We start from the raw sequence: 22,508 nt of genomic DNA on the forward strand, positions 1-22,508 counted from the left end.
GATGCCGGCCGAGCCCGCCCCGGCCGCGGCGGCCACGGCACCGGGAACGTCGGCGACGGCCGGGCCGGGGACCCGGCTCGCCGACCTCGCCTGGCCGGACCTCACCGACCGCGGCCCCCTCGTGCTGCTGCCCCTCGGCTCCTGCGAACAGCACGGCCCGCACCTCCCGCTGGACACCGACACCGCCGTGGCCGCGGCGGTCGCCGGGCGGGCCGCCGGCCTGCTGCAGGGCGAGGCGGACGTACTGGTGGCGCCGGCTCAGTCGTACGGGGCCAGCGGCGAGCACGAGGGGTTCCCCGGCACGGTGTCCCTCGGCCACGACGCGCTGCGCCTGCTCGTCACGGAGATCGGCCGCTCGATGCTGCGCTGGGCGGGCCGACTGCTCGTGGTGAACGGTCACGGCGGCAACCTGGTGAGCCTGGCCGACGCGGTGACCGGGCTGCGCGGCGAGAGCCGGGACGTCGCCTGGTGGCCCTGTCTGCCGCCGGGCTCCGACGCCCACGCGGGCCGTACCGAGACCTCGATGATGCTGCGGCTGCGGCGTTCGGCCGTCCGCGAGGAGCGGGCCGTCGCCGGACCCACCGACCCCGTCCACCTGCTGATGGACCGGCTCGTCACCGAATCCGTCCGAGGAGTCAGCCCGTCCGGAGTCCTGGGCGACCCCTCCGGGGCCCGCGCGAGCGAGGGCGAACGGCTCCTCGACCGTATGGCGGACCGCCTCGCCGCCGACATCCGGGCCTGGCGGGTCTCGGGGCGGGGCCGGCTCGGCTCGCCCGAACAGCGGCCCGTCCCCGTGCCCGCGGGAGCCGGGCGATGACCGGCCCCAGGGTCGCCGTGGTCACCGGCGCCGCCCGGGGCATCGGGGCGGCGACCGTGGCCGCGCTGGCCCGCGGCGGCTGGGCGGTGGTCGCCGTGGACCGCTGCGCCGACGACCCCGACGTGCCCTACCCCCTGGCCGGGCCCGCGCAACTCGACGCCCTGGACCGCGAGTTCCCGCTGGTCCGCACGATGCGCGCCGACGTCCGCGACGAGGCCGCGCTGCACACCGCCGTCGAGACGGCCGAGCGCGAGTTCGGCGGTCTCGACGCCGCCGTGGCCGCGGCGGCCGTCATGCTCGGCGGCGGCCCGGTGTGGGAACAGACCGACACGCAGTGGCGCACGCTGCTCGACGTGGACGTCATGGGCGTCGCCCACCTCGCCCGCGCGGCCGTACCCGCTCTGCTGCGCCGGCCGCGGCCCCGCACCGGGCGGTTCGTCGCACTCGCCTCGGCCGCCGCGCATCGCGGGCTGTGGGGACTCGGCGCCTACTGCGCCGCCAAGCACGCCGTGGTCGGCCTGGTCCGCGGCCTGGCCTGCGACCTGCGGGACACCGGCGTGAACGCGGTCGCGGTGTCACCGGGCTCGACGCGCACGGACATGCTGCGGGCCACGGCCGACCTCTACGAGCTGCCGGAGGTCGACAAGCTCGCCGAACAGCAGCTCACCGGACGCCCTCTGGAACCCGAGGAGGTGGCCGCCGTGGTCACCTGGGCCTGCTCCGCCGACTCCTTGGCCGTCACCGGTTCCGTACTGCACGCGGACGGAGGTTTCACCGCATGACACTCGAACGGCTCCCCGGGACGTTCGCGGCATCCGCGCCGGGCAGCCGGCTCGCCGCCCCCGCGCACGTCACCCTGCCCGACGGGTTCACGGTCGAACTCGCCGCCGGGACGCACCGGTCGAGGGACGGCCGGCTCATGGTCGGCGGTTCACCACTGCGGCTGGTCAGAGTGACCGCCGCGGCCGTCCGCCGGCTCGGTGAGGGCCGGTTCACCGTGACCGACCCGGCGAGCGCCGCGCTCGCCCGGCGGCTCCTGGACGCCGGCCTCGCGCATCCGCGCCTCGCCCCGGCACCCGTCGGCGACACCACCGTCGTCATCCCCGTCCGGGACCGCGCCGACCAGCTCGACCGGCTGCTGAGCGCCCTGCGCGCCGATCCGGAGACCACGGACCTGCCGGTGCTGGTCGTGGACGACGGCTCCGACGACCCCGCCGCCGTGTCCGCCGTGGCCGGCCGGCACGGCGCACGGCTGCTGTCCCACCCGAGCAACCGGGGCCCGGCGGCGGCCCGCAACACCGGGCTGCGTCACGCCCGTACCCGCTACGTGGCGTTCTGCGACTCCGACGTCGTGCCGGAACCCGGATGGCTCGCCGCCCTGCTGGCGCAGTTCGCCGACCCCGCCCTGGCGCTCGCCGCGCCACGGGTGACCGCACTGCCCGTGTCCGTTCCCGGGCTGCTGGACCGGTACGAGGAGATCCGCTCGCCGCTGGACATGGGCGCGGCAGAAGGACCGGTCGTGCCCGTGTCCGCGCTCTCCTACGTGCCGAGCGCGACCATCGTGGTCCGGCGTGAGGCCGTCGGCCCCGGCTTCGACGAGGCCATGCGCGTCGGCGAGGACGTCGACCTGTGCATGCGGCTGCACGAGGCCGGCTGGCGGCTGCGCTACGTCCCCTCCGCCCGCGTGGGCCACCGGCACCGCACCGACCTGCGCAGCTGGCTGGCTCAACGGGCCGGATACGGCACGGGCGCCGCCGACCTGGCACTGCGTCACCCCGGCCGCGTGCCGCCGCTGTACGCCGCCCCCTGGTCGCTGGCCGCCTGCGCCCTTCTGCTGCGCAGCAGGCCGGCCCCGGCGGCACTGGCCGTGGCCCTGACCGGAGCGACCGCTGTGCGCGTGGCCCGCAGGATGCCCGACGCCGACCATCCGGCCCGCGCGGGCGCCCTGCTCTCGCTCGCCGCTCTGCGCGGCACCGCCGAGCAACTGCTGCGCTGCGCCACCCGGCACCACTGGCCGCTCGCCGCCGCCGCGGCCGCCGTCGACCGCCGCGCCCGGTACGCCCTGGTCGTCGCAGCCGTGGCCGAGGGGCTGCTGGACCACCACCGCTCGGGCAGCCCGCTCTCCCCGCTCGCCCACACGACGCTCCGTCGCCTGGACGACCTGGCCTACGGCTGGGGCGTCTGGCAGGGCGCCGTACGCCGCAGGACCGCGGCACCGCTGAAGCCCCGTCTCGCGCTGCGCATGGTGAGCCGCTGGACCGCGGCGCGGCCGTAGCCGTACGCCGCCGCACCAGTCGGCGCCAACCTCACGCCAACCCTGTCCGGCCACCGTGGCCGCACTCGCCCCCTGGAATCGTCCCGGCACCTTGGAGGACCCACATGTCTCCGCGCTCCGACCACCGCGTCCGCCCCGACAGCCCGCCCACCGCAGCGGGCGAAGCGGTGCCCGGACAGCCCGGGCAGGCCGGTGACGACCGTCTGGCGTTCTGGGCGCGGCAGGCAGAGCGGTTGCACTGGGGCACCGAGTGGAACACGGTGCTCGACTGGTCGGACGCTCCGTTCGCCCGCTGGTTCACCGGAGGCCGGCTGAACGTGGCGTACAACTGCGTGGACCGGCACGTCGAGGCCGGCCACGGCGACCAGGTCGCCTTCCACTGGGAGGGTGAGCCGGGTGACACGCGCACGATCACCTATGCCGACCTCAGGCGCGAGGTGTGCAAGGCGGCCAACGCTCTGCTCTCCCTCGGCCTTCGGGCCGGGGACCGGGTCGCCATCCAGCTGCCGATGATCCCCGAGGCCGTCTTCGCCATGCTGGCCTGCGCGCGACTCGGGCTGCCGCACAGCGTCGTGTTCGGCGGGTTCTCCCCGGCCGCGCTCCAGTCCCGTATCGAGGACGCCGAGGCACGGCTGCTGATCACCTCGGACGGCCAGTTCCGCCGGGGCAGGGCCGAGCCGATGAAGGCCAACACCGACGAAGCCACCCGGAATACGCCCTGCGTCGAGCACGTCCTGGTGGTCCGCCGCACCGGCATCGACGTGCCCTGGACCGACGGCCGGGACCTGTGGTGGCACGAGGTGGTGGACGCCCAGCCCGATCAGCACATCCCCGAGGACTTCGACGCCGAGCACCCGTTGTTCATCCTCTACACCTCGGGCACGACCGGTAGGCCGAAGGGCATCCTGCACACCTCGGGCGGCTATCTCACGCAGGCCGCCTACACCCACGGCACGGTCTTCAGCCTCGATCCCGACGCCGACGTCTACTGGTGCACGGCCGACATCGGCTGGATCACCGGGCACTCGTACATCGTCTACGGGCCCCTCGCCAACCGCACGACGTCGGTGATGTACGAGGGAACGCCCAACACTCCGCACGAGGGACGCCACTTCGAGATCATCGAGAAGTACGGCGTCACCGTCTACTACACCGCCCCCACCCTCATCCGCACGTTCATGAAATGGGGAGAGGACGTCCCGGCCCGCTACGACCTGTCGTCGATCGGCGTGCTCGGCAGCGTCGGCGAACCCATCAACCCCGAGGCGTGGCGCTGGTACCGCAAGCACATCGGCGGCGACCGGGCGCCGGTCGTCGACACCTGGTGGCAGACCGAGACCGGCACCATCATGATCGCGCCGCTGCCCGGCGGGCCGGCCGCCAAACCCGGCTCGGCGCAGACGCCGCTGCCGGGGATCTCCGCCAAGGTCGTCGACGACCAGGGCAGGCAGGTCGGCAAGGGCGAGAGCGGCTACCTGGTGCTCGACCAGCCCTGGCCGTCCATGCTGCGCGGCGTCTGGGGCGACGACGACCGCTACCGGGAGACGTACTGGTCCCGCTTCGCCGCACAGGGCTACTACTTCGCCGGGGACGGCGCCCGCTATGACGAGGACGGCGACATCTGGCTGCTCGGCCGGGTCGACGACGTCATGAACGTCTCCGGGCACCGGATCTCCACCGCCGAGGTCGAGTCGGCACTCGTGTCGCACCCCGCGGTGGCCGAGGCCGCCGTGGTCGGAGCCTCGGACGCGACGACGGGCCAGGCCATCGTCGCCTTCGTCATCCTCCGCGGCGGCACGGCCTGGTCCGCGGGGGACGTCACCGGTGCGCTGCGCGAGCACGTGGCCCAGGAGATCGGCCCCATCGCCAAGCCCCGGCAGATCATGGTCGTCCCCGAGCTGCCCAAGACCCGCTCCGGGAAGATCATGCGCCGACTGCTGCGGGACGTCGCGGAGAACCGCGAAGTCGGCGATGTCACCACACTCGCCGACGCCTCGGTCATGGACCTGATCAACGCAGGCCTGGCCGACAGGTCCCCGCAGGCCGGGTGACCGACGCTGTGTGAAGGGAGACGGACATGGGACGCGCAAGCACCTCGACCGGTCGGGTCGTGCTCGTCACCGGTGCGGGCGACCTCGCCGCCGCCGTGGTGGCCGGCCTCGCGGAGCGCGGCGCGCACGTGGTGCTCGCGGGCGCCGAGGCCGAGGACGGCCACCGGGCGGCGCCACCGGGAGCGCCCCTTCTGGTGCTGCCCTGCGCACCCGGTGATCCGGCGGCGCTCGGTCGCGCCGTCGACACGGTCGTCGACCGTCTCGGCCGCCTCGACCACTTGGTGAACCTGGTCGCGACCCCGTCCCCTCCCGGCCCGCTGATGGAGATGGATCCGCTGGCCCTGCGCGACGTCCTGCACAGTGCCTTCGTGACCCCGCTGGCCTGTGTCCAGCGTGCCTACTGGCGGTGGATGGCCGCGCACGGCGGATCGGTGGTCAACCTGGTCGCGGCCAGGGCACGAGGCGGGCCGCAGGACGCCGCCCTGGCCGGCCTGACCGAGCTGACCGAGTGGCTGGCCGCCGAACTGGCGCCCCGGGTCGACGTCCACGCCCTCGTCCCCGGCCCGTCACTGGACGCCGGTGCGTACCAGGCGGGTGCGGCCGAGGTGGTGTGCGAACTCCTGAGCCGCCGGACGGACTCCACACACGGGCCGGTGCTCGTGCTCAGCGGGGATCCCGTCTGTCCTTCCCGGGCCTGGTGAGCGCGACGTGCGCAGGCACGGGGGACGACCGGCCGGGCATCGACGTGAACCGATTTACGAACCTGCTTCTGAACTGGCCCGATCTCACCCGAAAGGTGTGCAGCACTGATGCGACTCGTCCTCATCGGCCCTCCTGGAGTGGGCAAAGGCACCCAGGCGGCCGTGCTCAGCGAGCGGCTCGGCGTCCCCCACATCTCCACCGGTGACCTGTTCCGGGAACATGTGGCGCGCCGCACCCCGCTCGGACGGGACGCGCAGCGTTACCTCGACACCGGTGAACTCGTCCCCGACCACGTCACCGGGGGAATGGTCCGGGAGCGGCTCGCGCACCCGGACGCCCGGCACGGCTTCCTCCTCGACGGGTTCCCGCGTACGCTGCCGCAGGCGCGGGAACTCGCCGCCATACTGGGCGCCGCGGGCTCCACACTGGATGCGGTGCTGGAGTTCACCGCTCCGGAAGAAGCCGTCGTGGCCCGGCTGTTGGGCCGCGGCCGGCCGGACGACACCGAAGACGTCATCCGGCACAGGCAGCGGGTGTACCAACACCAGACCGCACCCCTGCTCGCCCACTACTCGGCCATCCTTTTGACGGTCGACGCCGTCGGCCCGGTCGAAGACGTCACGGCGCGGGCCCTGGCGGCCCTGTCGGACGCGGAACGACGGGCCGGATAAGCGACCTCGGCCACAAGCCGGGCGCGTCCGGAATGGTTCAAGCGTGCTGCCCCGCGAGCGATAGCCAAGGCTGGTGAACGCCCTACTGCCGGCCCAAGGAGCGAAACAGACGGAGCCGGAGCGGGGGTATGCGACCAGCCTGGGTCGAACTGGACGCGGAGATGATTCCCCAACCCCCAACAACCCCACAGCCCTGGGCGGCGATACCCCGCGCACGCCGCAGGGACAGCGCTCGCGGCCGGACAAGCCCCATCTGTACCGCTTGTGGACCGACCTGTCGCGGCTGCACTCCGCAGTGATCCATCACTCCACCGGCGCCGGCTCCTGCACCCATGGTGACCGCGCTCAATCTGCGCGCCCAGACCTGGCACATCGCCGCGGGCATCGCCGACACCCGCCGCAGCACGAGCCTGCGCGGCGGGCAGCTCGCCCACATCGGCGACACAATCCGCACCCGCCTCAACCGACGCCGCATGCTCGTGCGCGGCGGCCGGACTGCGTGAAGAACGGCGCCACCTGGACCGGCACCAAGATGCTGTCCGGAGTGGACGTGGTGGCCCGCCACACCCAGCACCGCGGCCGCATCGAGCTGCCCGCCACCCATCTCGCCGCCCACGGCGAGCCCGGGTACGCCTCCACCATCCACCGCGCCCAGGCAATGACCGTCGCACCTCCCACGCACTCGCCTCCTCCGGCGGGACGACGGCTTGCACGGGACGGCGGGACGGCCTGCACGCCGCCACCACAACCCCGTGCCCGCCAGGGGCTTCAGCGCGGCAGCCGCAGGGCGCGGGCGGCGCAGTACCGGCCGAGCAGGACCCCGAGCACGCCGAAGGAGGCGAGCGGCACGGCCAGGAGGAGCAGGGGGAGGTTCGCCGGTGTCCCGGAGACGTCCTCGGCGAGGGCGACGGCGAGCATGAGGACGAACACCACCACCGCCGCGACGCTCGCCCACTGCCATCCCCGGCGCTGCCCGGCCCGCCACAGGATCCGGGCCTCGACCCCGGGCCGCTGCTCGCCGGGCATGCCATACCACCGGGCCTGCGAGCGCAGAGCGGCGACCTCGGCGTAGGGGTCGTCGAGCTGCCACTCGTTGATCTGCGGCAGCAGGAAGCGGCGGCCCTCGGTGTCGTACAGGTAGGCCGGCCACCCGGGCTGCGTGCTCAGGGCGTGGCTGCCGGAGGGCTCGACGCGCAGGTCGTAGACGGCCGGCCAGGCCCAGGTGCGCGCCCGCAGGGGACCCTGCCGGGTGACTCCCGCGGCCGTCACCACGGTGTGCGCCCGCCACTCCGCCAGGGCGCCCCAGACGCCGACCGCGACGAGGAGCGCCAGTGCGACGGGCGCCCACCACAGCGGTACGTCGTGGCGGGTGCGGATGGTCTGCAACACGGCGTTGCCCATGAGGACGAAGGAGAGCAGCGCGGCGCGTCGGGGCCGTCTGCGTTCTCTGCGGTACACCCGTGCCGAGCCGTCCTCGTCCATGGAGGTCCCCTCCCCGGCGCACCGGACGGTGCGCGAACGAGGAGAGGCTAGACCTCGTGTCCGGGGAGGTCACCAGGGGGGCGGCCTGGCGAGGAGCCTCCACAGGCGGTGTGCCGGGGAGTCCGCTGCCCGGGCTGGCGGGCCTGCGCTTGGGACACCGCTCGACGCTTCGGGCGTCTCAGTGGTGAGGCCCTGGCGCCGGCGGAGTCGCCGGCCGCCACTGGCCGAAGCGGACCCGGATGCCGTGGACGGTCGCGCCCCGGACGGCCATGACGACGGACGGAGCAGCGCATTCACTCCAATGTGGGCACGTCGCGGACTTGCCTGTCGGCGTATGTACGAGCCTCTCCGGCCTGTGCTGCGGCGTTGCCCGGCGCGCTATTCACCATCATCGAGGGCCCGATAGTCGCGGCTGTGCGGAAGGCCGTTCACCAACTGCAGGAACTTCTCGTGCAGTCGACCGTTGGTGACCAGCACCGACATGTCGCCTTCCAGCACGGACGCGCCGTCCAGGTCGGTCACCCGGCCGCCCGCCTCTGTGACGATGACCGGCATCGGAGCGATGTCCTCGTAGCCCATCGGCGGACCGGCGATGACGCCGGCATCGGCTCGGCCCGTCACCAGGGCTACGATCATGCCGGTCGAGGGCACCAGGAGGACCCGGCGGTGGAGAGCGCAAAGGAGTTCCTCCGGCCAACCGGCCGGGTTGTGCATCAGCGTCCTTGCCCCGCCGAGGCCGGTCCGTTCCGTGACCTGGGCGCGGCGGCCCGATTGCAGGTCCGGGTGCGGACCCGGCAGCACCCAGCAGCCCAGACCACGGCCCGCCACGATCATCTGCTGGCTCAGGGGCATGTTGATCACACCGATTGCGGGTCCGTACTCGTCCTCGTAGGCGAGATCGTTCGAGAACAGCGGCACTCGGTGGGTGAAGTACTTCGTGCCGTTGACGGGGTCGATGATCCATCGCCGTCCTGATAACCCGCTGGTTGCACCGCCCTCCTCTCCGAAGATCCCGTCGTCCGGCATCCGCCGGCTCAGCTCCTCCCTGATCAGCTCTTCAACCGCCACGTCGATCTCGGTGACCTCGGTGCCGTCCTCCTTGAGGCGGCTGTGCCAGTCATCGCTGAAGAAGCCTTGCGCCGACATCTGCCCGGCGCGGTGGGCCAGGCGGACTGCGAAGTCCAGAAGCTCCCGGTCGACGGGAGGGGCATCGAACGCGTAATCCATCCGTCGAGCCTTTCACGGCTCACTGGCCGCCAGGTGGGCCCAGACCAACTTCCTACGTTGTGGAGCCACTTCTGAGCCGTGCCGTGGTGCCGACTGCGCCCGGCGTGTCGCGCGGTCTGCCGCACGCGCCGCAATGCGGTCAGCTCCGGTTTGCTGCACGGCTCACCGATGCGACGCTGCTCAGAGGGTTGGAGGCCGCAGCACGGTGAGGGGGAGCTCACGCCGGATGGTGAAACCGAGAGCCTTGTAGAGTCGGACGGCGCTGGTGTTGGTTGCGGCAACGTGCAGGAAGGCATTGTCTCCGCGTGCGGTGATGTGACCGATCAGGGTTCTCATGAGACTGCTGCCAAGGCCCTTGCCCTGATGCTCGGGTGCGGTGCAGACGGCGCTGATCTCCACCCAGCCCGGAGCACGCATGCGCTCGCCGGCCATGGCGATCAGCGTACGGCCCTGGCGAATGCCGAAATACGTGCCTAGTTCGATGGTCCGGCGGAGGAAGGGGCCGGGCGCGGTGCGACGCGTGAGATCCAGCATCTCGGGAACGTCTGCGGCTTCGAGGCGTATCGCCCGCGGGTCGGCAGCACCCTCCACAACTGCGGACGCGGTCATCTGCACGAGGTCGAACCGGTCGATGACGTTCCAGGCGGGGGGCGCCGGTTCCGCAGGGTGGACGTGGACGGCGGTGCCGGAGCCCAGGATCTGTGCGGCATCGGCCCAGTCCTGCTCCGTCGGGTGATCCGGCAAACCCAGGAAGGGCGCTACGTCGTCCAGGTAGCGCAGGACGCGTCCGCGTCCGCGGGCCAGGTGGGCGTGGTGCGGGCTGGACAGCGACGCGTAGACCGGGTTGTCCAGGACGTGTTCGGTGTCGGCCTGCCGGCCCTCGGGATGAGTGTGATCCATTTCAGTCCTTCTCATCGATCACTGGCAAATCGTTGTGCAGTCTCCTGATGCAGCGGCGCGGCGTTTCGCGGCGGCGCGCAGGGGAGGACGCCGCCGACGCGACAGGGACGTGGCTCCTGGTGGCACCAGCGATGCTGCTTCACCGGCGGGGCGTGGCCGGTGCCGCCTTCGGCGGGTGGGAGTGGGCCTGTTCGGCGGCCCAGGCGGACAGCACCGTCATAGCCTCGTCGGACGGTGAACAGGGGTCGGCGAGGAAGGTGTACTGACTCTGGTCGGCATCGCCGGGGAAGGCCAGCACTTCGGTGCGCAGGGTGAGGTCGCCGACGATCGGGTGGTGGAGGGTCTTCGTGCCGTAACTGTGGACGACGACCTTCTGTCCGGCCCACCAGCGGCGGAAGTGTTCGCACTTCATGGACAGTTCGCCCACGAGCTCGGCGGTGGCCGCGTCGTCGGGGTAGCGGGCGGCATCCATGCGCAGCACGCCCACGAACTCGGAGGCGATCTTTTCCCAGCCCTCCCCGAAGAGCGACCGGGCGGCCTCGTCGAGGACCACCCAGCGGACGACGTTGCGGTCGCGGGCGGGCATCGCGTCGAAGTCGGCGAGCAGGGCACCGGCCATGCGGTTGGCGGCCAGGATGCTGGTGCGCCGTCCCAGCACGAAGGCGGGAGTGTCGCCGAGGCGGGCGAGCAGCGCGTGCACGCCGGGGCGCACCTTCTGCACCGCGCGGGATGCGCGCCGGCGGCCCCCGCCCGGCTGACGGGCCACCGCGTGCAGGTAGCTGCGTTCCGCCGGGTCGAGCTGCAGAGCGTTCGCCAGGGCGTCGAGAACGGCTTCCGAGGGGGAAATGGGCCTGCCTTGTTCCAGGCGTGTGTAGTAGTCCACGCTGACGCCCGCCAACGCGGCCAGTTCCTCCCTGCGCAGCCCGGGCACCCGGCGGGGCGTGGGGTCGTGGATGCCGAGCCGCCGGGGATCCATCGCCGCACGCCGGGCGCGCAGGAAGTCGCCGAGGCCTTCGTTCCGCTGCATGAGTCCATGGTCGCGCCCGCCGGCCCTCGATGCCGCGGTGAAGGTGGCCCTGCGAGTCCCAGGAAGCAGCGGGCCGGTCGGGCGGCCGTCGCAGAGCTTGGCCGGGTGTTGGCTGGAGAGCGGGGACACCACCGCGGTGTTCCGACCTCACCCATCGTGCCGTGCTCTGGGCGTACGGCCTGCCATCAGGGAGTTTCCGACATGTCTTCCACCTGGCTCGTCACCGGCGCGACCTCCGGCTTCGGCCGTCTCGTCGCCGAGCGTGCCCTCACCGCCGGTGCCCATGTGATCGCCGTGGGCCGGCGCGGCGACCGGCTCGTCGCGCTGGCCGGCCAGGCCCCGCGGGGCCAGGTCACCGCCGTACCGCTGGACATCACCTCGCCAGACGCGGAGGAGGTCCTGGCCGCCGCCGTGCGCTCGGCAGGAGGACTCGACGTGCTGGTCAACAATGCGGGGTACGGTCTGTTCGGATCCCTCGAGCAGATTCCGGCCGCCGAAGCCCGGGCGGTCTTCGAAACCAACGTGCTGGCCAACCTCGCCGTCCTGCGTGCCACGCTCCCCGCGCTGCGGGCCGCACGGGGGAGGATCGTGCAGCTGTCCTCGCTCATCGGCCAGTTCGCCTGGCCGTCCTCCGGTCTGTATGCGGCGTCCAAGGGCGCTGTGGAGCTGCTCAGCGAGGCCCTCGCCCACGAACTGGCTCCTACGGGAGCCAAGGTCACCATCATCGAGCCGGGCACCTTCGCAACCGAGTTCGCCGCCAGCCTCCATGTCGTCGCTCCCGACGACGTCTACGCGCCGACGGTCGGCAAGTTCCTCACGGACTTCGCCGCCCAGCCACCCCAGGCCTTCGGTGACCCCGAGGCCGTCGCGGACGCGATCATGGCGGTGACGACGATGGAGAACCCGCCGCTGCGCCTGGCCGTCGGGGCCGACGCCGTCGACGGCATCCGGGCCTCCCTCCGCTCGCGCCTCGCCGAACTCGACCGCTGGGAGTCCTTCCCGAGCGTGCCGGCCACTGAGGGTGTCTGACCGCCGCCCCCACCGGCGCCGGCGCAGCACCCTCGCAGATGCGCCGACAGCCCGTCCCTGAGGAGGCACGACGAGGCCCGGCCTGCTCTCACCGTGGGCGTCTCACCGCGGGCGCCGGTCGGCGCGGCCGGCGGTGTCCTCCACCGCCGCGGAGCGCTGCACGGTTGAGGGCGGGGATGTCCGGCACGACGTCTGACAGCCCGGGGCCCCTCGGACGAATGAAAGCCACTGTCATCGAGACCACCAGAGCCGCACCCTGTGGGCCGACGGCCTGCGGCCGGGGCGAATGCACGATGCGACCGCAGTTCGCGCCGCTGGCATCAGCGGCTGCTTCCAGCACTTCGACCTGGTGGAAGTGCTGCGACGACGGCTACCTGGGCCCGGTGCACTGCCCAGCAGGGTCGAACAGTGGGAACGCGATCGGCACAGCCACTCATCCGACCGCATCACCGTCGAGCACGCCCTCGCCGACCACAAACGCTGGAAACAACTCATGCGCTGGACCCACCGTCGCGATCGCCGCCCGACACCTACCGAGCCATCGCCGGCCTCGTCTCCGACCGCACTCTCATGACCTGAAAACGGCCGAGAGCAGGCCGAACACGCCTCACCCGCTATCACGCACCAACTTCTTAGCAGGGGCTGTGCCTGCTGCGCCTCCTACGCCATAAGCGGCTCAGCCTACGGCCCGCGCCCCGACGTCGGCGCGCAATGAATTACCGATCGCCGAGAATCGAATATATTCGTGTCACGCATTTTCTATATGGCGGCATCGAAATTCAAATCGGCGTCTTCATGACGCCGATCGGGTTGCATATGCCAGGCTGTCCGCACACACTTGTGACAGGAGTTCAAGTTGGCACTCATGCCCTTTCCAGGGGACTCCGTCTTCCAGAGGAGTGTCGTATGGCCAAGATCCTTTGCGTGCTGACAGGCGCGAGTTACTGGACCCTCAAGGACGGGCACCGGCACCCCACAGGGTACTGGGCCGAGGAGTTCACTGCTCCTTACGGTGTGTTCACCGGCGCCGGATACGAGGTCACGGTAGCAACTCCGGCTGGCGTCGTTCCCGTTGTGGACACGATGAGCCTGGAGCCCCGTATGGCAGGCGGCGAGGAAACCGCCCTCCGACAGGAGGCCGTCATCGAGTCGGCGGATGAACTCCGGCATCCCATATCCCTCAGGGAAGTGTACCTCGAGGACTACGCCGCGGTGTACTACCCCGGAGGGCACGGCCCCATGGAAGACCTCTCGGTCGACCCCGACTCCGGTTCACTGCTGCGAAAAGCACTCGCTTCCGGTAATCCACTCGGCATCGTCTGTCACGCCCCGGCCGCTCTTCTCGCGACCCGTGATGCAAACGGCGACACGCCGTTCGCGAACTATCGCGTGACAGGCTTCTGCAACGAAGAGGAAGCTGGCGTCGGTCTCGCCGACAAGGCAAAGTGGCTACTGGAGGACGAGTTGAAGAAGCTGCCGACCCAGTATTCACGGGGTCCGGCCTGGGAGCCCTACACGGTCATCGACCGCAACCTCTTCACAGGACAGAATCCCGCTTCCTCGGGCCCGCTTGCCAAAGAGATTGTCAGGGCTCTTTCCTGACTGCGGGTGGCGCTGTCTCGCCCCGGGCGTGATCATGCTCGGGGCAGCAGCCACGCAGCTCGAGCGCATCGGGTGAGCGGCCGCTCACAGGCATGACCGGCGTAGATCGTCGGTCGCCGCATACAGTGCTGTCGCGAGGGTGTCCAGGTTGTTCGTCACACGATGATCGTGGGCGCCCTCGTTCCCGTCTCCGCAAGCACCCCTTGTGTGGCTGAGCTGTTCACACGGCGCCTTTCGTCCGTTGAAGCGCTCAGTCTGTCGAGTGACGCACGCGGGAGAGGGTCGGCTACGAGTTCGATGACACCGGCCGCCTACGAACGAGCGCTCGCAGCATCGCGGCGCCCGCCCCCACCGCTGCGAGGTGAAGGACTGCCGCGAGCGCGAGGCTTTCCGGCAGGGCCGCATCAGCCGGTTGCGCGACTACCAGGTACAGGGTCAACGGAAGTTTCCAGCCGCTCCAGGCGAACAACGAGCCCGAGCCGAGCCAGCCGAGCACCATCGGGGCCCACCGAGGGACCCGTGCGGGCCAGCCTCGGACGACAGCCCAGGTGGCGGCGGACGCCACAAACGCCCAAAACCCGAAGACTCCGGACAGCACATACCAAGCGAGGTCCCGCTCGCCGCGACGGGCGACACCTGCGGTGCCGCCCGTCGCCCAGTACAGCCAGATGAGACCGACTGCGGCGCCGACCACGACCATCCACGGCAGCGCCCTTGGCGAGCCCTCCCCACCATCCCCGAGCCGGCCCGCGAACGCGTCCGGCCAACGCCGCCGCAAGTATGCGGGCAACGCGATGGCCAGACCCAGCCCCATGCCTACAAACCCGATCTGAACCAGCGCGGCCTCCCAGACCGGCATCGACGGGCCGGCGTCACTCCCGCTCTTCGGATTGCCATCCGCCGGGCCCAGCAGCGAACTGAGAACGGCGTACGGCAACACCGGGACGAGGAACCCCGTCCCAACCCAAGCGCAGAAAGCCAACGGCGCTCCCGGTATGCGCATCCCCCACGGCCGCACCAGCGCGAGCGCCACCGCGATCCCGATCCCTGCCATACCGATCGTTGCGCTGTTGAGGACCACCCACTCCGCCTTGCCGAACCCGGTCCCGACCGGCAGCAGTCCCAAGAGCGAACCGACCACCCACGACACCTTGATCAGCAAGTAGGGCGTCAGCGCCAGCGCTGCCCCATACGCCGCGACCCGCCCGACCCGATCCCACCGATCCACTTGAACTCCCAGTTCACACAACGGAGTTCAAGTCTGATTCACCACTGCCCCACGGGCGTCAACCACCGGGCGCATCCATGTCATCACTCAGGAGGAGTGAGAATCAGCCGACGGGAGCACAGAGAACTGCTGGAGCACAAGGAGCCGCAGATTCAAGCCCTCAGAGCTACGGATCAGAAGTCGCCCGTGTCCCAGCCGTGCCCGATAGAGCGGGAAACCACGGGGAACACCGGACAGTCGCGGTGGCCGGAGAAGACGACGGCCCCTGACCAAACACCCGGGTCAGGGGCCGTTCTCACTGCTCATCGTGCGGAGGCGGTGGGATTTGAACCCACGGTGACATCGCTGCCACGACGGGTTTCAAGACCGCCAGAGTCAGCGGCAGGGCGTACAAAGACGGTTCGGACTCCGCCGTCGGCAGCGTCGACCAAGACAGATCAAGGACCAGTGATCGCCTTGATCGTGTACGGGTACGACTCTTGCTGCCACGTGGTCGTGAACACGGCCGTCGGACGCGCTGCGACCTGTGGCACGCGGCCGTCCGTCGTGAGCGTCTTCGCGCTGCCGAAGGTGCCAGAGCGGCTGATGAGCCGGGCGGTGACCTTCGTGACGCTGTACGGTGGCGTGGAGATGGCCGTGGTGGTCTGCGACACCAGCATGCCGTCGCCGTCGTCGTCCAGGGCGAGGTCGGGGCGGTCGCCGGCGCCCAGCGACGTGATGGAGCCGAGGGTTCCGCCGGCGGAGAGTTTGCGGCCGTACAGCTCGCGTTTACCGGCGTTGTTGCGTACCCACACGATCATCGAGTCGCCGTCCAGGTCCGTCCCGAGGGTGTGATGGAAGTCCACGTTCTCCGTGGATGTCGAGATACGCAGCGGGTTCGACAGCGTGCCGGTGTGGCTCCAGCGCGAGGCCCAGACCTGCGCGCGGTCGCCGCCGCCGGAGCGGTAGCTGATCACCGCGTCGCCGTCCCGGTCCACGCCGACCCGAACCATGCCGAAGCCGCCGTACGCTGCGATCGGCGTGGTGAGCACCTTCGCCGCGGAGATCGAGGTCGCGGTCATCCGCTTGGCCACCACCTCGGAGCCGCGTACCCAGGCGACGACGAACTGACCATTGCGGTCCACGCCGATGGCCGGCGGCTCCGCCGAGCCCGAGCCGAGTGTGTGCACCGCGCCAAGCGTGCCGTCGAGGTTCAGCCGACGGGCCACCGCGTACCAGCTGCCGTCGCGGATCTCCGTCCACGCCACCATCGAGCTGCCTCCGGGCGTCACGGCGACCGAGGGCGTGGTTGCGGGCGACCCGGGGGTGGAGAGCATCTGCAGCGAGCCGACGAGGCTGCCGGAGGACGCGACCCGGCGGCCGACGACGGTGCTGTCCTGCTGCCACACCACCGATGAGTCGCCGGTGTCGTCAGAGTCGGCCTGCACCCAGCTGATGGCGCGGCCGTCCGGGGACAGGGTGCGGGTCGCACCCAGGGTGCCGTTTGCGTACTTCACCCGGGTCTGTACGCGGAAGTAGGAGCTGTTCGCATTGTCCATGGCCGCCCAGGCGAGCAGCGCATCGCCGGAGCGGTCGATGGAGACCTGGGGGTCGTCCTGGCCGGACCAGCCGGACGCGGTGACATTCCACGCGGACGTCCACGCGGCGTCGGCGTTCACTACGAGCGTCGCGGTGAGCGCGACTCCGACCGCGGTCGCCACGGCGCCTGCGCCGATGAGGCGGCGCTTTGCCGAACGCCGGTGACGTGTTGCCTGAGGTGCCACTCTTGTATCCCTTCCAGGGCCGCCATGGACTCCACGGCAGCGAGGCTGTCCCATACGACTACTCAGTAGATAGAGCGGTGTTGCGTGCGCATACGTCACACGAGCAACACAGGTCCCCTGCCTGATGACCTCAGTACCTGTAGCGGGGCCAAGGCGGATCTGCCTGCACGCGTATGCGCTGGAGCAGTACGTCAGGAGCACCGTGGGCCTGGAGACGGGAGGGGGCGTGGCGGGCCGGCAACCAGGTGGGGCGCCTAGGAACGTTCCTAGGCGCCCCACCTGGTTCTGCTTCCGATAGACCGCCTCGGCCACGGCCGTACCGGAGTGACCGAAAGGGCGGGCTTGGACACCGGCTCGCGGTCCTCCAGGCCGAGGGCGGTGTGTTCCTGGGCAGCGCGGTAGTCAGCGCGGACCTGGTCTTGACTCGTTCCTTGGGGCCGCCGGTCTGAGCTCTGGAAGTGCGGCGATAGCGAGTTCGCGTTTGACTGCGGCCATGGCGCGCACCACGGCCGCACCCGATGCTCGCGCTGTGCACCCTGGCCGTGATCGCCGTGCCCGCACCCTCGCCGCGGTCGCCCGACATGCCGCCGAACTCCCACCCCACCTGCATGAACGCCTCGGACTACGGGCCGCACTCCGCGCCAGCACCCTCGGCCGCCTGCCGGCCCGCCTGGACGGCGACACCCTCGACACCGCCGTCGGCGCCTGGCTCGCCCACCTTGCCAACCCTGGCGAGGCGGTGGCCCTGGACGGCAAGAGATGTCGGAAAGCCGTATGCGGGAGAACCGCACGTACGGTTTGAAGCGGCGGGGGCTGGAAACGGAGCGGAAGCCACCGCGTCAGTCCCCGACCCTCCTGAGATGCTGAGCCGGAACCGCAACTCGGTGTTGTAGGCGGCCTTTCGAATCGGGGGTGCGATCTGACGCCCCAAGCTATGATCTTTCGGCAAGGGGGTGAACGCGTGGACGACGTGAACGGGGACGTCACTCGCAGGGCGCTTGACGAGGTACTGGTCGAGGTTCAGGCATCGGCTAACGGGGACCTTGGGCCCAGAATTGCTGTTCCCGAGGCCTTTGAGCGGCGCGCGGCGGAGATCGCGGACAGCGTGGCGGCGGTGGCGGAGCGCTTCCGCGCGCGCTTGACCGAGCGGCTCCGCGAGGGTTCCGGCGCGACCGACGAGCCCGAGGCCCAGGGACGGACGCCAGTGCCGGTAGCCGACCCTGATGCGCCGGAATGGGGGCTCGAGGAGGTGGAACTCCGCTTCGACCTGTCGCTGCAGGCCGAAGGCGGGGTTCTCATCAAGGCGACCGCGGGCGGGACGTTCTCCGTGCGGCTGGCCTGGAAGACACGCCATGCCGGGTGAGGACCGTCGGCCTGGCACGGCGGTTGGACAACTCTTAGAGGCCTACGCCGGCACTCCTGTCGGCACTGCCTTCCTGGTCGACGACGCCATCGCGCTCACCGCTTTCCACTGCGTCGGGAACCGCCTCACCGGCCAGGTCACCCACCGGAAGCTGGTCGTGCGGATTCATCTGCCGGACCCAGTCGGCGCACCGTACGAACTGCCTGCGACTGTCAAGGAGTTCGATGCCTGGCTGGACGTGGCGGTGCTCGCACTAGGTGCCCCTCCGCCACTTGGTACTCGGACGGTCCAGCTCGGGTCGACCGTCCTCACTCATGAGCCCTATCGCGCACTCGGCTGCCCGACGGAGCCGACGGGAGTGCACATACGCGCAGTGACCGGCACCATAAGCGGCCGGACGACTCGCAGCGAGGACGGCTCCCCCGTGCTGGAGCTCTACTGCCAGGAGGCGGCGGCCGGTCTTTCCCTTCACGGCCTGAGCGGTGGTCCTGTATTAGCCAACGACCCGGAGCGCGTCGTCGGCATCACCCGCTGGCAACACCCCCGCCCTGACCACCCCTCGCTCGCTTCAGGCGGTACCTTCTACGCCACCCCGATAGATGCCGTGCTTGTTCGATGGCCGGACCTGCGGCGCTACGGCACCGCTCCCCTCGTCCGAGGCGTCCACCGCGCCCTCCTGATCGGTAACTCCCACTTCCCGTGGCAGCCGCAGCTGGAACCGCTGAACGGCCCGACGGGCGCCGTAGCCCTGCTGCGTGCTGTTCTCGGGCATCCAGATCTCGGCCTTTTCAGTGACGTGCATACGGTGATTGACGGCGACAAAGAGAAGATCCTCGACGAGCTGGGCTCCTTTTACGAGAGGGCATCCCCCGACGACCAGCTCCTCGTCTTTTACAGCGGGTATGCGTGGGCGGATCGGGAGGGCACCCTGCAGCTCGCGGCTTACGACACGGCAGGCGCTGTGCGCGCGCTGTCGGCCCCGGAGATCTGCGAGGTGGCCTCGCGCCATCGGGCGGCGGCAAGCGGCATGCTGCTGGACTGCCACTATCTGCCCAGTCCGGCTGAGGCTCCAGCGCAACCTGCCGAGCAGCTGGCCGGATCACATAGCTGGGTGGTGGTCAACGGCCCGGACCGCGTCTCCACGGCGGACTCCGGCAACGCGGCAGCCGACCTGCTGAGCCCCTTCACCTCCGCGCTTGTCGAGACGCTACTGGAGCACCCCCTCGGTACGGAGGGAAGCTCTGCCACCGGATCGGGGGAGCTCGGACTCCCCGAACTGCTCCAGAGACTGGGTGCCTCCAAGCCTGGCCGCACATTGGTCCCCGTCCACAGTTCCGCGGCTCCTGACTCGGACGATCGGCCCACCCTCGTCCGGCTGCCACCGCGTGGCCCCCTGGCGCTCCACGTACGCCCGAGGGCCCTGTCCGGAAGTGCGCTCAGCGGACGTGGACGGTTTGAGGTCGAGGTATCGAACACCGGCGACCGCCCCGTCTCGGCGAACCTGGCTGTGTCCGGTTACGGCATCCGCACGAATGCGGCCGACCGCCGACTGCGCATCGCCCCGGGCGGCACCGTGCGAACCCGCGTCCGCCTGCGTGCCAGGACGCGGCCGGCCCGCACGGCGCAGCAGCATGTCGTCAATGTACGCCTGCGGACGGGCGACCAGGAGCAGTCTCAGCCCCTGCTGTTCGAGCAACGTCCACGGCGCGCGAATTTCGGGCGGTATGTTGTCGCCGGCATTCCGGTACTCATTGGGCTGGGCTTTGTCGTTGACCTCCTCGTTCTCCCGGTCCTGGAGAGACCCGCACCGCAACGATTCAGCGTGACCGTCGGGCAGACCATCGGCCCGGATCGCCCCGCACCGGGCGCTGGGCAGATCGAGAAACCCGAGTCCGTCCAGATTTACACATTCCATGTGTCCGATCAGCGAGGGGTCTACTTCCGGCGCCTGGACTGCGACAGGAACGGCTCGCCGACGAACGGGTTCTCGCCGAACCTGACCCTCAAGGGACCGAGCGGCCAGGTACCCGTAAGTGATCACCAGGCTGACTGCCTGGCGAATAACCAGCGTTGGGAACTTCCGAAGTCCGGCGCATACGAACTCACCGTCTCCTCGCCGCAATTGCTGTGCAGCGCGAACATACCTGGTGAGGCGTGCACCGGTACTTTCAAGATCTTGATCTCGTCGGCCTCCCCACCGGCGTCGTCGTCGGCTCTTCCCTGGGATGGCTGATGATCTCTGCGTGGAAAACTGTCGCGTATCGCTGACCGCGTTGTGATGCCGTTCTCTCAGTCCTCGCTGTGGTGCTCCATAACAAGCGCGATGAAGCCGGCGATCAGCAGCGCCTGGCAGAGCACCGGCACCACCGAACTGGCCACCAGGAGCCGTGTCAGGCCGTTGAGCTGGGCCTTCTGTGTCTGGTTGCCTATCGCGATGGCGACCACTGCGTTGACACCCAGCAGAATGAATCCGGGCCACAGCAGGATCTTGCTCCACCGGACCGGTACCTCTGTGGGCGCAGGCGCGGTGGAGCGGGCTCGAGCGCGATCGGCGGGTGTCTCGGACATGCGTCGGTCCTTCGTTCGTGGTGGTCACCGGTAGCGGTAGCAGAGCGTGTAGGAAAACCAGGAGTAGCCGCTGGGCGCAGACCAGTAAATGAGCCCGTCCGACCCGCACCAGTGCCGGTCGGCTGTACCGCTTTTCCGCCCGGTGATGACGATGTTCGCGTGGGCACACGTGTCCGGGACGGCGAGAGCGACATGGCCGCCGCTCTTCTTGGTCATGATCAAGCAGTCGTTGACCTCGGCGTACCCCCCTGGGTCTGCGTAGTTGTACCTCAGGCACAGCACGAGATCGGCGCTCGGATCCGTGACGGTGTAACCGCCGGCGGTAGGCCGGCAGCCCGAGCGGTCGAGGGTGGAATCCAGCCGTTTGATCACCGTGAAGGTGCCTGGTTCGCACGACGTGGCCGGCTCCAGCCGGCCCGTTCGCTGGTCGCCGACACTGACGAAGCAATCGTCCGGACGCGCCTGTGCCAACGGGTCGTCAGGCGTCGCCTGCCACGTCGACGGGCCGGGGTCGGTGTCCCAAGTGCTTGCGGGACCCGAGGGGTTGGTGTACGGCGGCGTGCTGGTGGGGTACGCAAGCGAGTCCGTCGGTGTGGGAATCCCGCTCGCCACCGCAGGGGAGGTGCCGTCATGGGCTGTGCCGTCTTTGGGCTCACCTGCGGCAACCATGATGATCAGCCCGAAGATGACGCCGATCACCGCAGCAGGGAAGAGCACGCGCAGGATGGCACCTACTCCGGCGCCGTAACTTGTCGGTGGCTGGATCTTGGGCCAGTGCGACGGCATCGCCGTGGTCTCCCCCTTGGAACGACAATGCAGGAAGTCGTTCATGGCAAGCATGCCAGGGAAGAGCTACGGCAGCCAGCGGATCTCGCCATCCGTTGTCGTTCTGAGCTCGATGTGGCGGTGCTCGTAAGAAATTCCCGGGCCAGTCAGGGAGCGCGGTTTACCCGAGATGCGGGGAAAGGTGTCAATGGGTCAGATGAGCGTGGTGGGACCGGAAGGCGGTCCGGCGTTCGGCTTCCACCCGGCGGCCCGAAGAAACGTCGATACGCGCCAGGGTGCCTCACGTTGCGCTTGGGGGCCGGTCGGAGAACGGCGGAAGCGGTCGTTGATGATCAAGGCGTCTGACGCCTCATCAACGACAACCGCTTCCGATGCCGTCATCCTCGATCACCGCGCTCGAGCGCCACCGCGACCACGATGCGGTCGCCTCCCTCGACCCCGCCGACCTCGACCAGGCGGTCGACCTCGCCGAGGTCCTGGACGGCCTGCCCGATCCCCGGCGCCGCCAGGGCCGCCGCCACCGTCTCGGCCCGATGCTCGCCGCTGTGCACCCTGGCCGTGATCGCCGGTGCCCGCACCCTCGCCGCGGTCGCCCGACGTGCCGCCGAACTCCCACCCCACCTGCATGAACGCCTCGGACTGCGGGCCGCACCCCGCGCCAGCACCCTCGGCCGCCTGCCGGCCCGCCTGGACGGTGACACCCTCGACACCGCCGTCGGCGCCTGGCTCGCCCACCTTGCCGACCCCGGCGAGGCCGTGGCCCTGGACGGCAAGCCCCTGCGCGGCTCCCGTACCGCCGAACAGCGCGCGATCCACCTCGTGTCCGTGATCACCACAACGGCAGGCTGACCTTGAACCAACGCCAAGTCGCCCGAACCCGGTCACCCCGCCGCCGTGCCGCACCGCGTTGCTGACCAGCTCGGACACCACCCACAGCACCGCGTCGGTCTCCGGGCCGCCTGCGGGCGCGAGCACCGCCAGAGCGCCCCGTGCCACGTTCGTCAGGCGTTCGGCCAG

Annotated in this window: 21 protein-coding genes and 1 pseudogene; 13 read left to right on the plus strand and 9 right to left on the minus strand. The window is 70.4% G+C overall.

From position 1 onward, the window contains the following. Nucleotide 1 precedes the first annotated feature (1 nt). The 7 genes from mftE to OG956_RS37045 all read left to right on the plus strand — a co-directional run bounded on the left by mftE (nt 2) and on the right by OG956_RS37045 (nt 7,019). Entirely contained in the window at nt 2-817 is an 816-nt protein-coding gene (gene mftE, locus OG956_RS37015) for a mycofactocin biosynthesis peptidyl-dipeptidase MftE (protein ID WP_330342387.1), read from the plus strand. Continuing rightward, nucleotides 814-1,599, plus strand: coding sequence for a mycofactocin-coupled SDR family oxidoreductase (locus OG956_RS37020; protein WP_330342388.1), 786 nt, complete (start codon nt 814-816; stop codon nt 1,597-1,599). The genes mftE and OG956_RS37020 overlap by 4 nt, the downstream gene beginning before the upstream one ends. Beyond that, on the plus strand, nt 1,596-3,092 hold the full coding sequence (mftF, locus tag OG956_RS37025) for a mycofactocin biosynthesis glycosyltransferase MftF (protein ID WP_330342389.1): 1,497 nt from the start codon (nt 1,596-1,598) through the stop codon (nt 3,090-3,092). The genes OG956_RS37020 and mftF overlap by 4 nt, the downstream gene beginning before the upstream one ends. A gap of 104 nt (nt 3,093-3,196) precedes the next feature. Further along, the gene (acs, locus tag OG956_RS37030) at nt 3,197-5,143 is read left to right on the plus strand and encodes an acetate--CoA ligase (protein WP_330342390.1); all 1,947 of its coding nucleotides are present in this window, start codon (nt 3,197-3,199) and stop codon (nt 5,141-5,143) included. Nucleotides 5,144-5,169: 26 nt separating this feature from the next. Next, the gene (locus tag OG956_RS37035) at nt 5,170-5,844 is read left to right on the plus strand and encodes an SDR family NAD(P)-dependent oxidoreductase (RefSeq protein ID WP_330342391.1); all 675 of its coding nucleotides are present in this window, start codon (nt 5,170-5,172) and stop codon (nt 5,842-5,844) included. A gap of 108 nt (nt 5,845-5,952) precedes the next feature. After that, entirely contained in the window at nt 5,953-6,516 is a 564-nt protein-coding gene (locus tag OG956_RS37040; protein WP_330342392.1) for an adenylate kinase, read from the plus strand. A gap of 332 nt (nt 6,517-6,848) precedes the next feature. Beyond that, complete coding sequence (locus OG956_RS37045; RefSeq protein WP_330342393.1) at nt 6,849-7,019, plus strand: hypothetical protein; 171 nt, start codon at nt 6,849-6,851, stop codon at nt 7,017-7,019. A gap of 265 nt (nt 7,020-7,284) precedes the next feature. Here the strand turns inward: OG956_RS37045 and OG956_RS37050 are convergent, their stop codons facing one another. The 4 genes from OG956_RS37050 to OG956_RS37065 form a co-directional block, all read right to left on the minus strand. Next, complete coding sequence (locus OG956_RS37050; RefSeq protein ID WP_330342394.1) at nt 7,285-7,998, minus strand: PH domain-containing protein; 714 nt, start codon at nt 7,996-7,998, stop codon at nt 7,285-7,287. A gap of 378 nt (nt 7,999-8,376) precedes the next feature. Next, on the minus strand, nt 8,377-9,225 hold the full coding sequence (locus tag OG956_RS37055; RefSeq protein WP_330342395.1) for an inositol monophosphatase family protein: 849 nt from the start codon (nt 9,223-9,225) through the stop codon (nt 8,377-8,379). A 180-nt stretch (nt 9,226-9,405) separates the two neighbouring features. Next, nucleotides 9,406-10,125 carry a GNAT family N-acetyltransferase gene (locus tag OG956_RS37060; protein ID WP_330342396.1) on the minus strand — a complete coding sequence of 240 codons (720 nt, stop codon included), beginning with the start codon at nt 10,123-10,125 and terminating at the stop codon, nt 9,406-9,408. Between the two features lie 139 nt (nt 10,126-10,264). Continuing rightward, on the minus strand, nt 10,265-11,152 hold the full coding sequence (locus OG956_RS37065) for a helix-turn-helix transcriptional regulator (RefSeq protein ID WP_330342397.1): 888 nt from the start codon (nt 11,150-11,152) through the stop codon (nt 10,265-10,267). A 201-nt stretch (nt 11,153-11,353) separates the two neighbouring features. Here OG956_RS37065 and OG956_RS37070 point away from each other — a divergent pair, with 201 nt between their 5' ends. The 3 genes and pseudogenes from OG956_RS37070 to OG956_RS37080 all read left to right on the plus strand — a co-directional run bounded on the left by OG956_RS37070 (nt 11,354) and on the right by OG956_RS37080 (nt 13,783). Then, on the plus strand, nt 11,354-12,181 hold the full coding sequence (locus OG956_RS37070; RefSeq protein ID WP_330342398.1) for an SDR family oxidoreductase: 828 nt from the start codon (nt 11,354-11,356) through the stop codon (nt 12,179-12,181). A gap of 143 nt (nt 12,182-12,324) precedes the next feature. Next, nucleotides 12,325-12,760: pseudogene (locus OG956_RS37075) on the plus strand (transposase family protein); the annotation flags it as partial. Between the two features lie 327 nt (nt 12,761-13,087). After that, nucleotides 13,088-13,783, plus strand: a complete 696-nt coding sequence (locus OG956_RS37080) for a type 1 glutamine amidotransferase domain-containing protein (RefSeq protein ID WP_330342399.1) — start codon at nt 13,088-13,090, stop codon at nt 13,781-13,783. Between the two features lie 286 nt (nt 13,784-14,069). On the opposite strand, the gene OG956_RS37085 is transcribed toward OG956_RS37080, so the two are convergent. Both OG956_RS37085 and OG956_RS37090 read right to left on the minus strand, forming a co-directional pair. Next, complete coding sequence (locus tag OG956_RS37085) at nt 14,070-15,011, minus strand: hypothetical protein (RefSeq protein ID WP_330342400.1); 942 nt, start codon at nt 15,009-15,011, stop codon at nt 14,070-14,072. 437 nt (nt 15,012-15,448) lie between these two features. Next, nucleotides 15,449-16,711: a hypothetical protein gene (locus OG956_RS37090; RefSeq protein WP_330342401.1), complete on the minus strand. Its 1,263-nt coding sequence runs from the start codon at nt 16,709-16,711 to the stop codon at nt 15,449-15,451. Between the two features lie 1,024 nt (nt 16,712-17,735). Here OG956_RS37090 and OG956_RS37095 point away from each other — a divergent pair. Both OG956_RS37095 and OG956_RS37100 read left to right on the plus strand, forming a co-directional pair. Then, nucleotides 17,736-18,137 carry a hypothetical protein gene (locus OG956_RS37095; protein ID WP_330342402.1) on the plus strand — a complete coding sequence of 134 codons (402 nt, stop codon included), beginning with the start codon at nt 17,736-17,738 and terminating at the stop codon, nt 18,135-18,137. Beyond that, nucleotides 18,127-20,370, plus strand: coding sequence for a trypsin-like peptidase domain-containing protein (locus OG956_RS37100; protein ID WP_330342403.1), 2,244 nt, complete (start codon nt 18,127-18,129; stop codon nt 20,368-20,370). The genes OG956_RS37095 and OG956_RS37100 overlap by 11 nt, the downstream gene beginning before the upstream one ends. A gap of 56 nt (nt 20,371-20,426) precedes the next feature. On the opposite strand, the gene OG956_RS37105 is transcribed toward OG956_RS37100, so the two are convergent. The 3 genes from OG956_RS37105 to OG956_RS37115 all read right to left on the minus strand — a co-directional run bounded on the left by OG956_RS37105 (nt 20,427) and on the right by OG956_RS37115 (nt 22,042). Continuing rightward, a complete protein-coding gene (locus OG956_RS37105) occupies nt 20,427-20,705 on the minus strand; it encodes a hypothetical protein (protein WP_330342404.1) in 279 nt (92 codons plus the stop codon). Nucleotides 20,706-20,729: 24 nt separating this feature from the next. Then, nucleotides 20,730-21,536 (minus strand): hypothetical protein, encoded by an 807-nt coding sequence (locus OG956_RS37110; RefSeq protein WP_330342405.1) that lies wholly within the window; start codon nt 21,534-21,536, stop codon nt 20,730-20,732. A gap of 332 nt (nt 21,537-21,868) precedes the next feature. Further along, nucleotides 21,869-22,042, minus strand: a complete 174-nt coding sequence (locus OG956_RS37115; protein WP_330342406.1) for a hypothetical protein — start codon at nt 22,040-22,042, stop codon at nt 21,869-21,871. Nucleotides 22,043-22,049: 7 nt separating this feature from the next. On the opposite strand from OG956_RS37115, the gene OG956_RS37120 reads away from it, so the two are divergent. Then, complete coding sequence (locus OG956_RS37120; RefSeq protein ID WP_330342407.1) at nt 22,050-22,340, plus strand: hypothetical protein; 291 nt, start codon at nt 22,050-22,052, stop codon at nt 22,338-22,340. Nucleotides 22,341-22,508 lie beyond the last annotated feature (168 nt).

The organism is Streptomyces sp. NBC_00557, from assembly GCF_036345995.1.
In the GTDB taxonomy this organism is placed as follows: Bacteria; Actinomycetota; Actinomycetes; order Streptomycetales; family Streptomycetaceae; genus Streptomyces.

What these genes read in the sequence shown, in the direction of transcription:
- mftE (WP_330342387.1), top strand. Translation starts at nt 2, where the DNA reads ATGCCGGCCGAGCCCGCCCCGGCCGCGGCGGCCACGGCACCGGGAACG.
- OG956_RS37020 (WP_330342388.1), top strand. Translation starts at nt 814, where the DNA reads ATGACCGGCCCCAGGGTCGCCGTGGTCACCGGCGCCGCCCGGGGCATC.
- mftF (WP_330342389.1), top strand. Translation starts at nt 1,596, where the DNA reads ATGACACTCGAACGGCTCCCCGGGACGTTCGCGGCATCCGCGCCGGGC.
- acs (WP_330342390.1), top strand. Translation starts at nt 3,197, where the DNA reads ATGTCTCCGCGCTCCGACCACCGCGTCCGCCCCGACAGCCCGCCCACC.
- OG956_RS37035 (WP_330342391.1), top strand. Translation starts at nt 5,170, where the DNA reads ATGGGACGCGCAAGCACCTCGACCGGTCGGGTCGTGCTCGTCACCGGT.
- OG956_RS37040 (WP_330342392.1), top strand. Translation starts at nt 5,953, where the DNA reads ATGCGACTCGTCCTCATCGGCCCTCCTGGAGTGGGCAAAGGCACCCAG.
- OG956_RS37045 (WP_330342393.1), top strand. Translation starts at nt 6,849, where the DNA reads ATGGTGACCGCGCTCAATCTGCGCGCCCAGACCTGGCACATCGCCGCG.
- OG956_RS37050 (WP_330342394.1), bottom strand. Translation starts at nt 7,998, where the DNA reads ATGGACGAGGACGGCTCGGCACGGGTGTACCGCAGAGAACGCAGACGG.
- OG956_RS37055 (WP_330342395.1), bottom strand. Translation starts at nt 9,225, where the DNA reads ATGGATTACGCGTTCGATGCCCCTCCCGTCGACCGGGAGCTTCTGGAC.
- OG956_RS37060 (WP_330342396.1), bottom strand. Translation starts at nt 10,125, where the DNA reads ATGGATCACACTCATCCCGAGGGCCGGCAGGCCGACACCGAACACGTC.
- OG956_RS37065 (WP_330342397.1), bottom strand. Translation starts at nt 11,152, where the DNA reads ATGCAGCGGAACGAAGGCCTCGGCGACTTCCTGCGCGCCCGGCGTGCG.
- OG956_RS37070 (WP_330342398.1), top strand. Translation starts at nt 11,354, where the DNA reads ATGTCTTCCACCTGGCTCGTCACCGGCGCGACCTCCGGCTTCGGCCGT.
- OG956_RS37080 (WP_330342399.1), top strand. Translation starts at nt 13,088, where the DNA reads ATGGCCAAGATCCTTTGCGTGCTGACAGGCGCGAGTTACTGGACCCTC.
- OG956_RS37100 (WP_330342403.1), top strand. Translation starts at nt 18,127, where the DNA reads ATGCCGGGTGAGGACCGTCGGCCTGGCACGGCGGTTGGACAACTCTTA.
- OG956_RS37105 (WP_330342404.1), bottom strand. Translation starts at nt 20,705, where the DNA reads ATGTCCGAGACACCCGCCGATCGCGCTCGAGCCCGCTCCACCGCGCCT.
- OG956_RS37110 (WP_330342405.1), bottom strand. Translation starts at nt 21,536, where the DNA reads ATGAACGACTTCCTGCATTGTCGTTCCAAGGGGGAGACCACGGCGATG.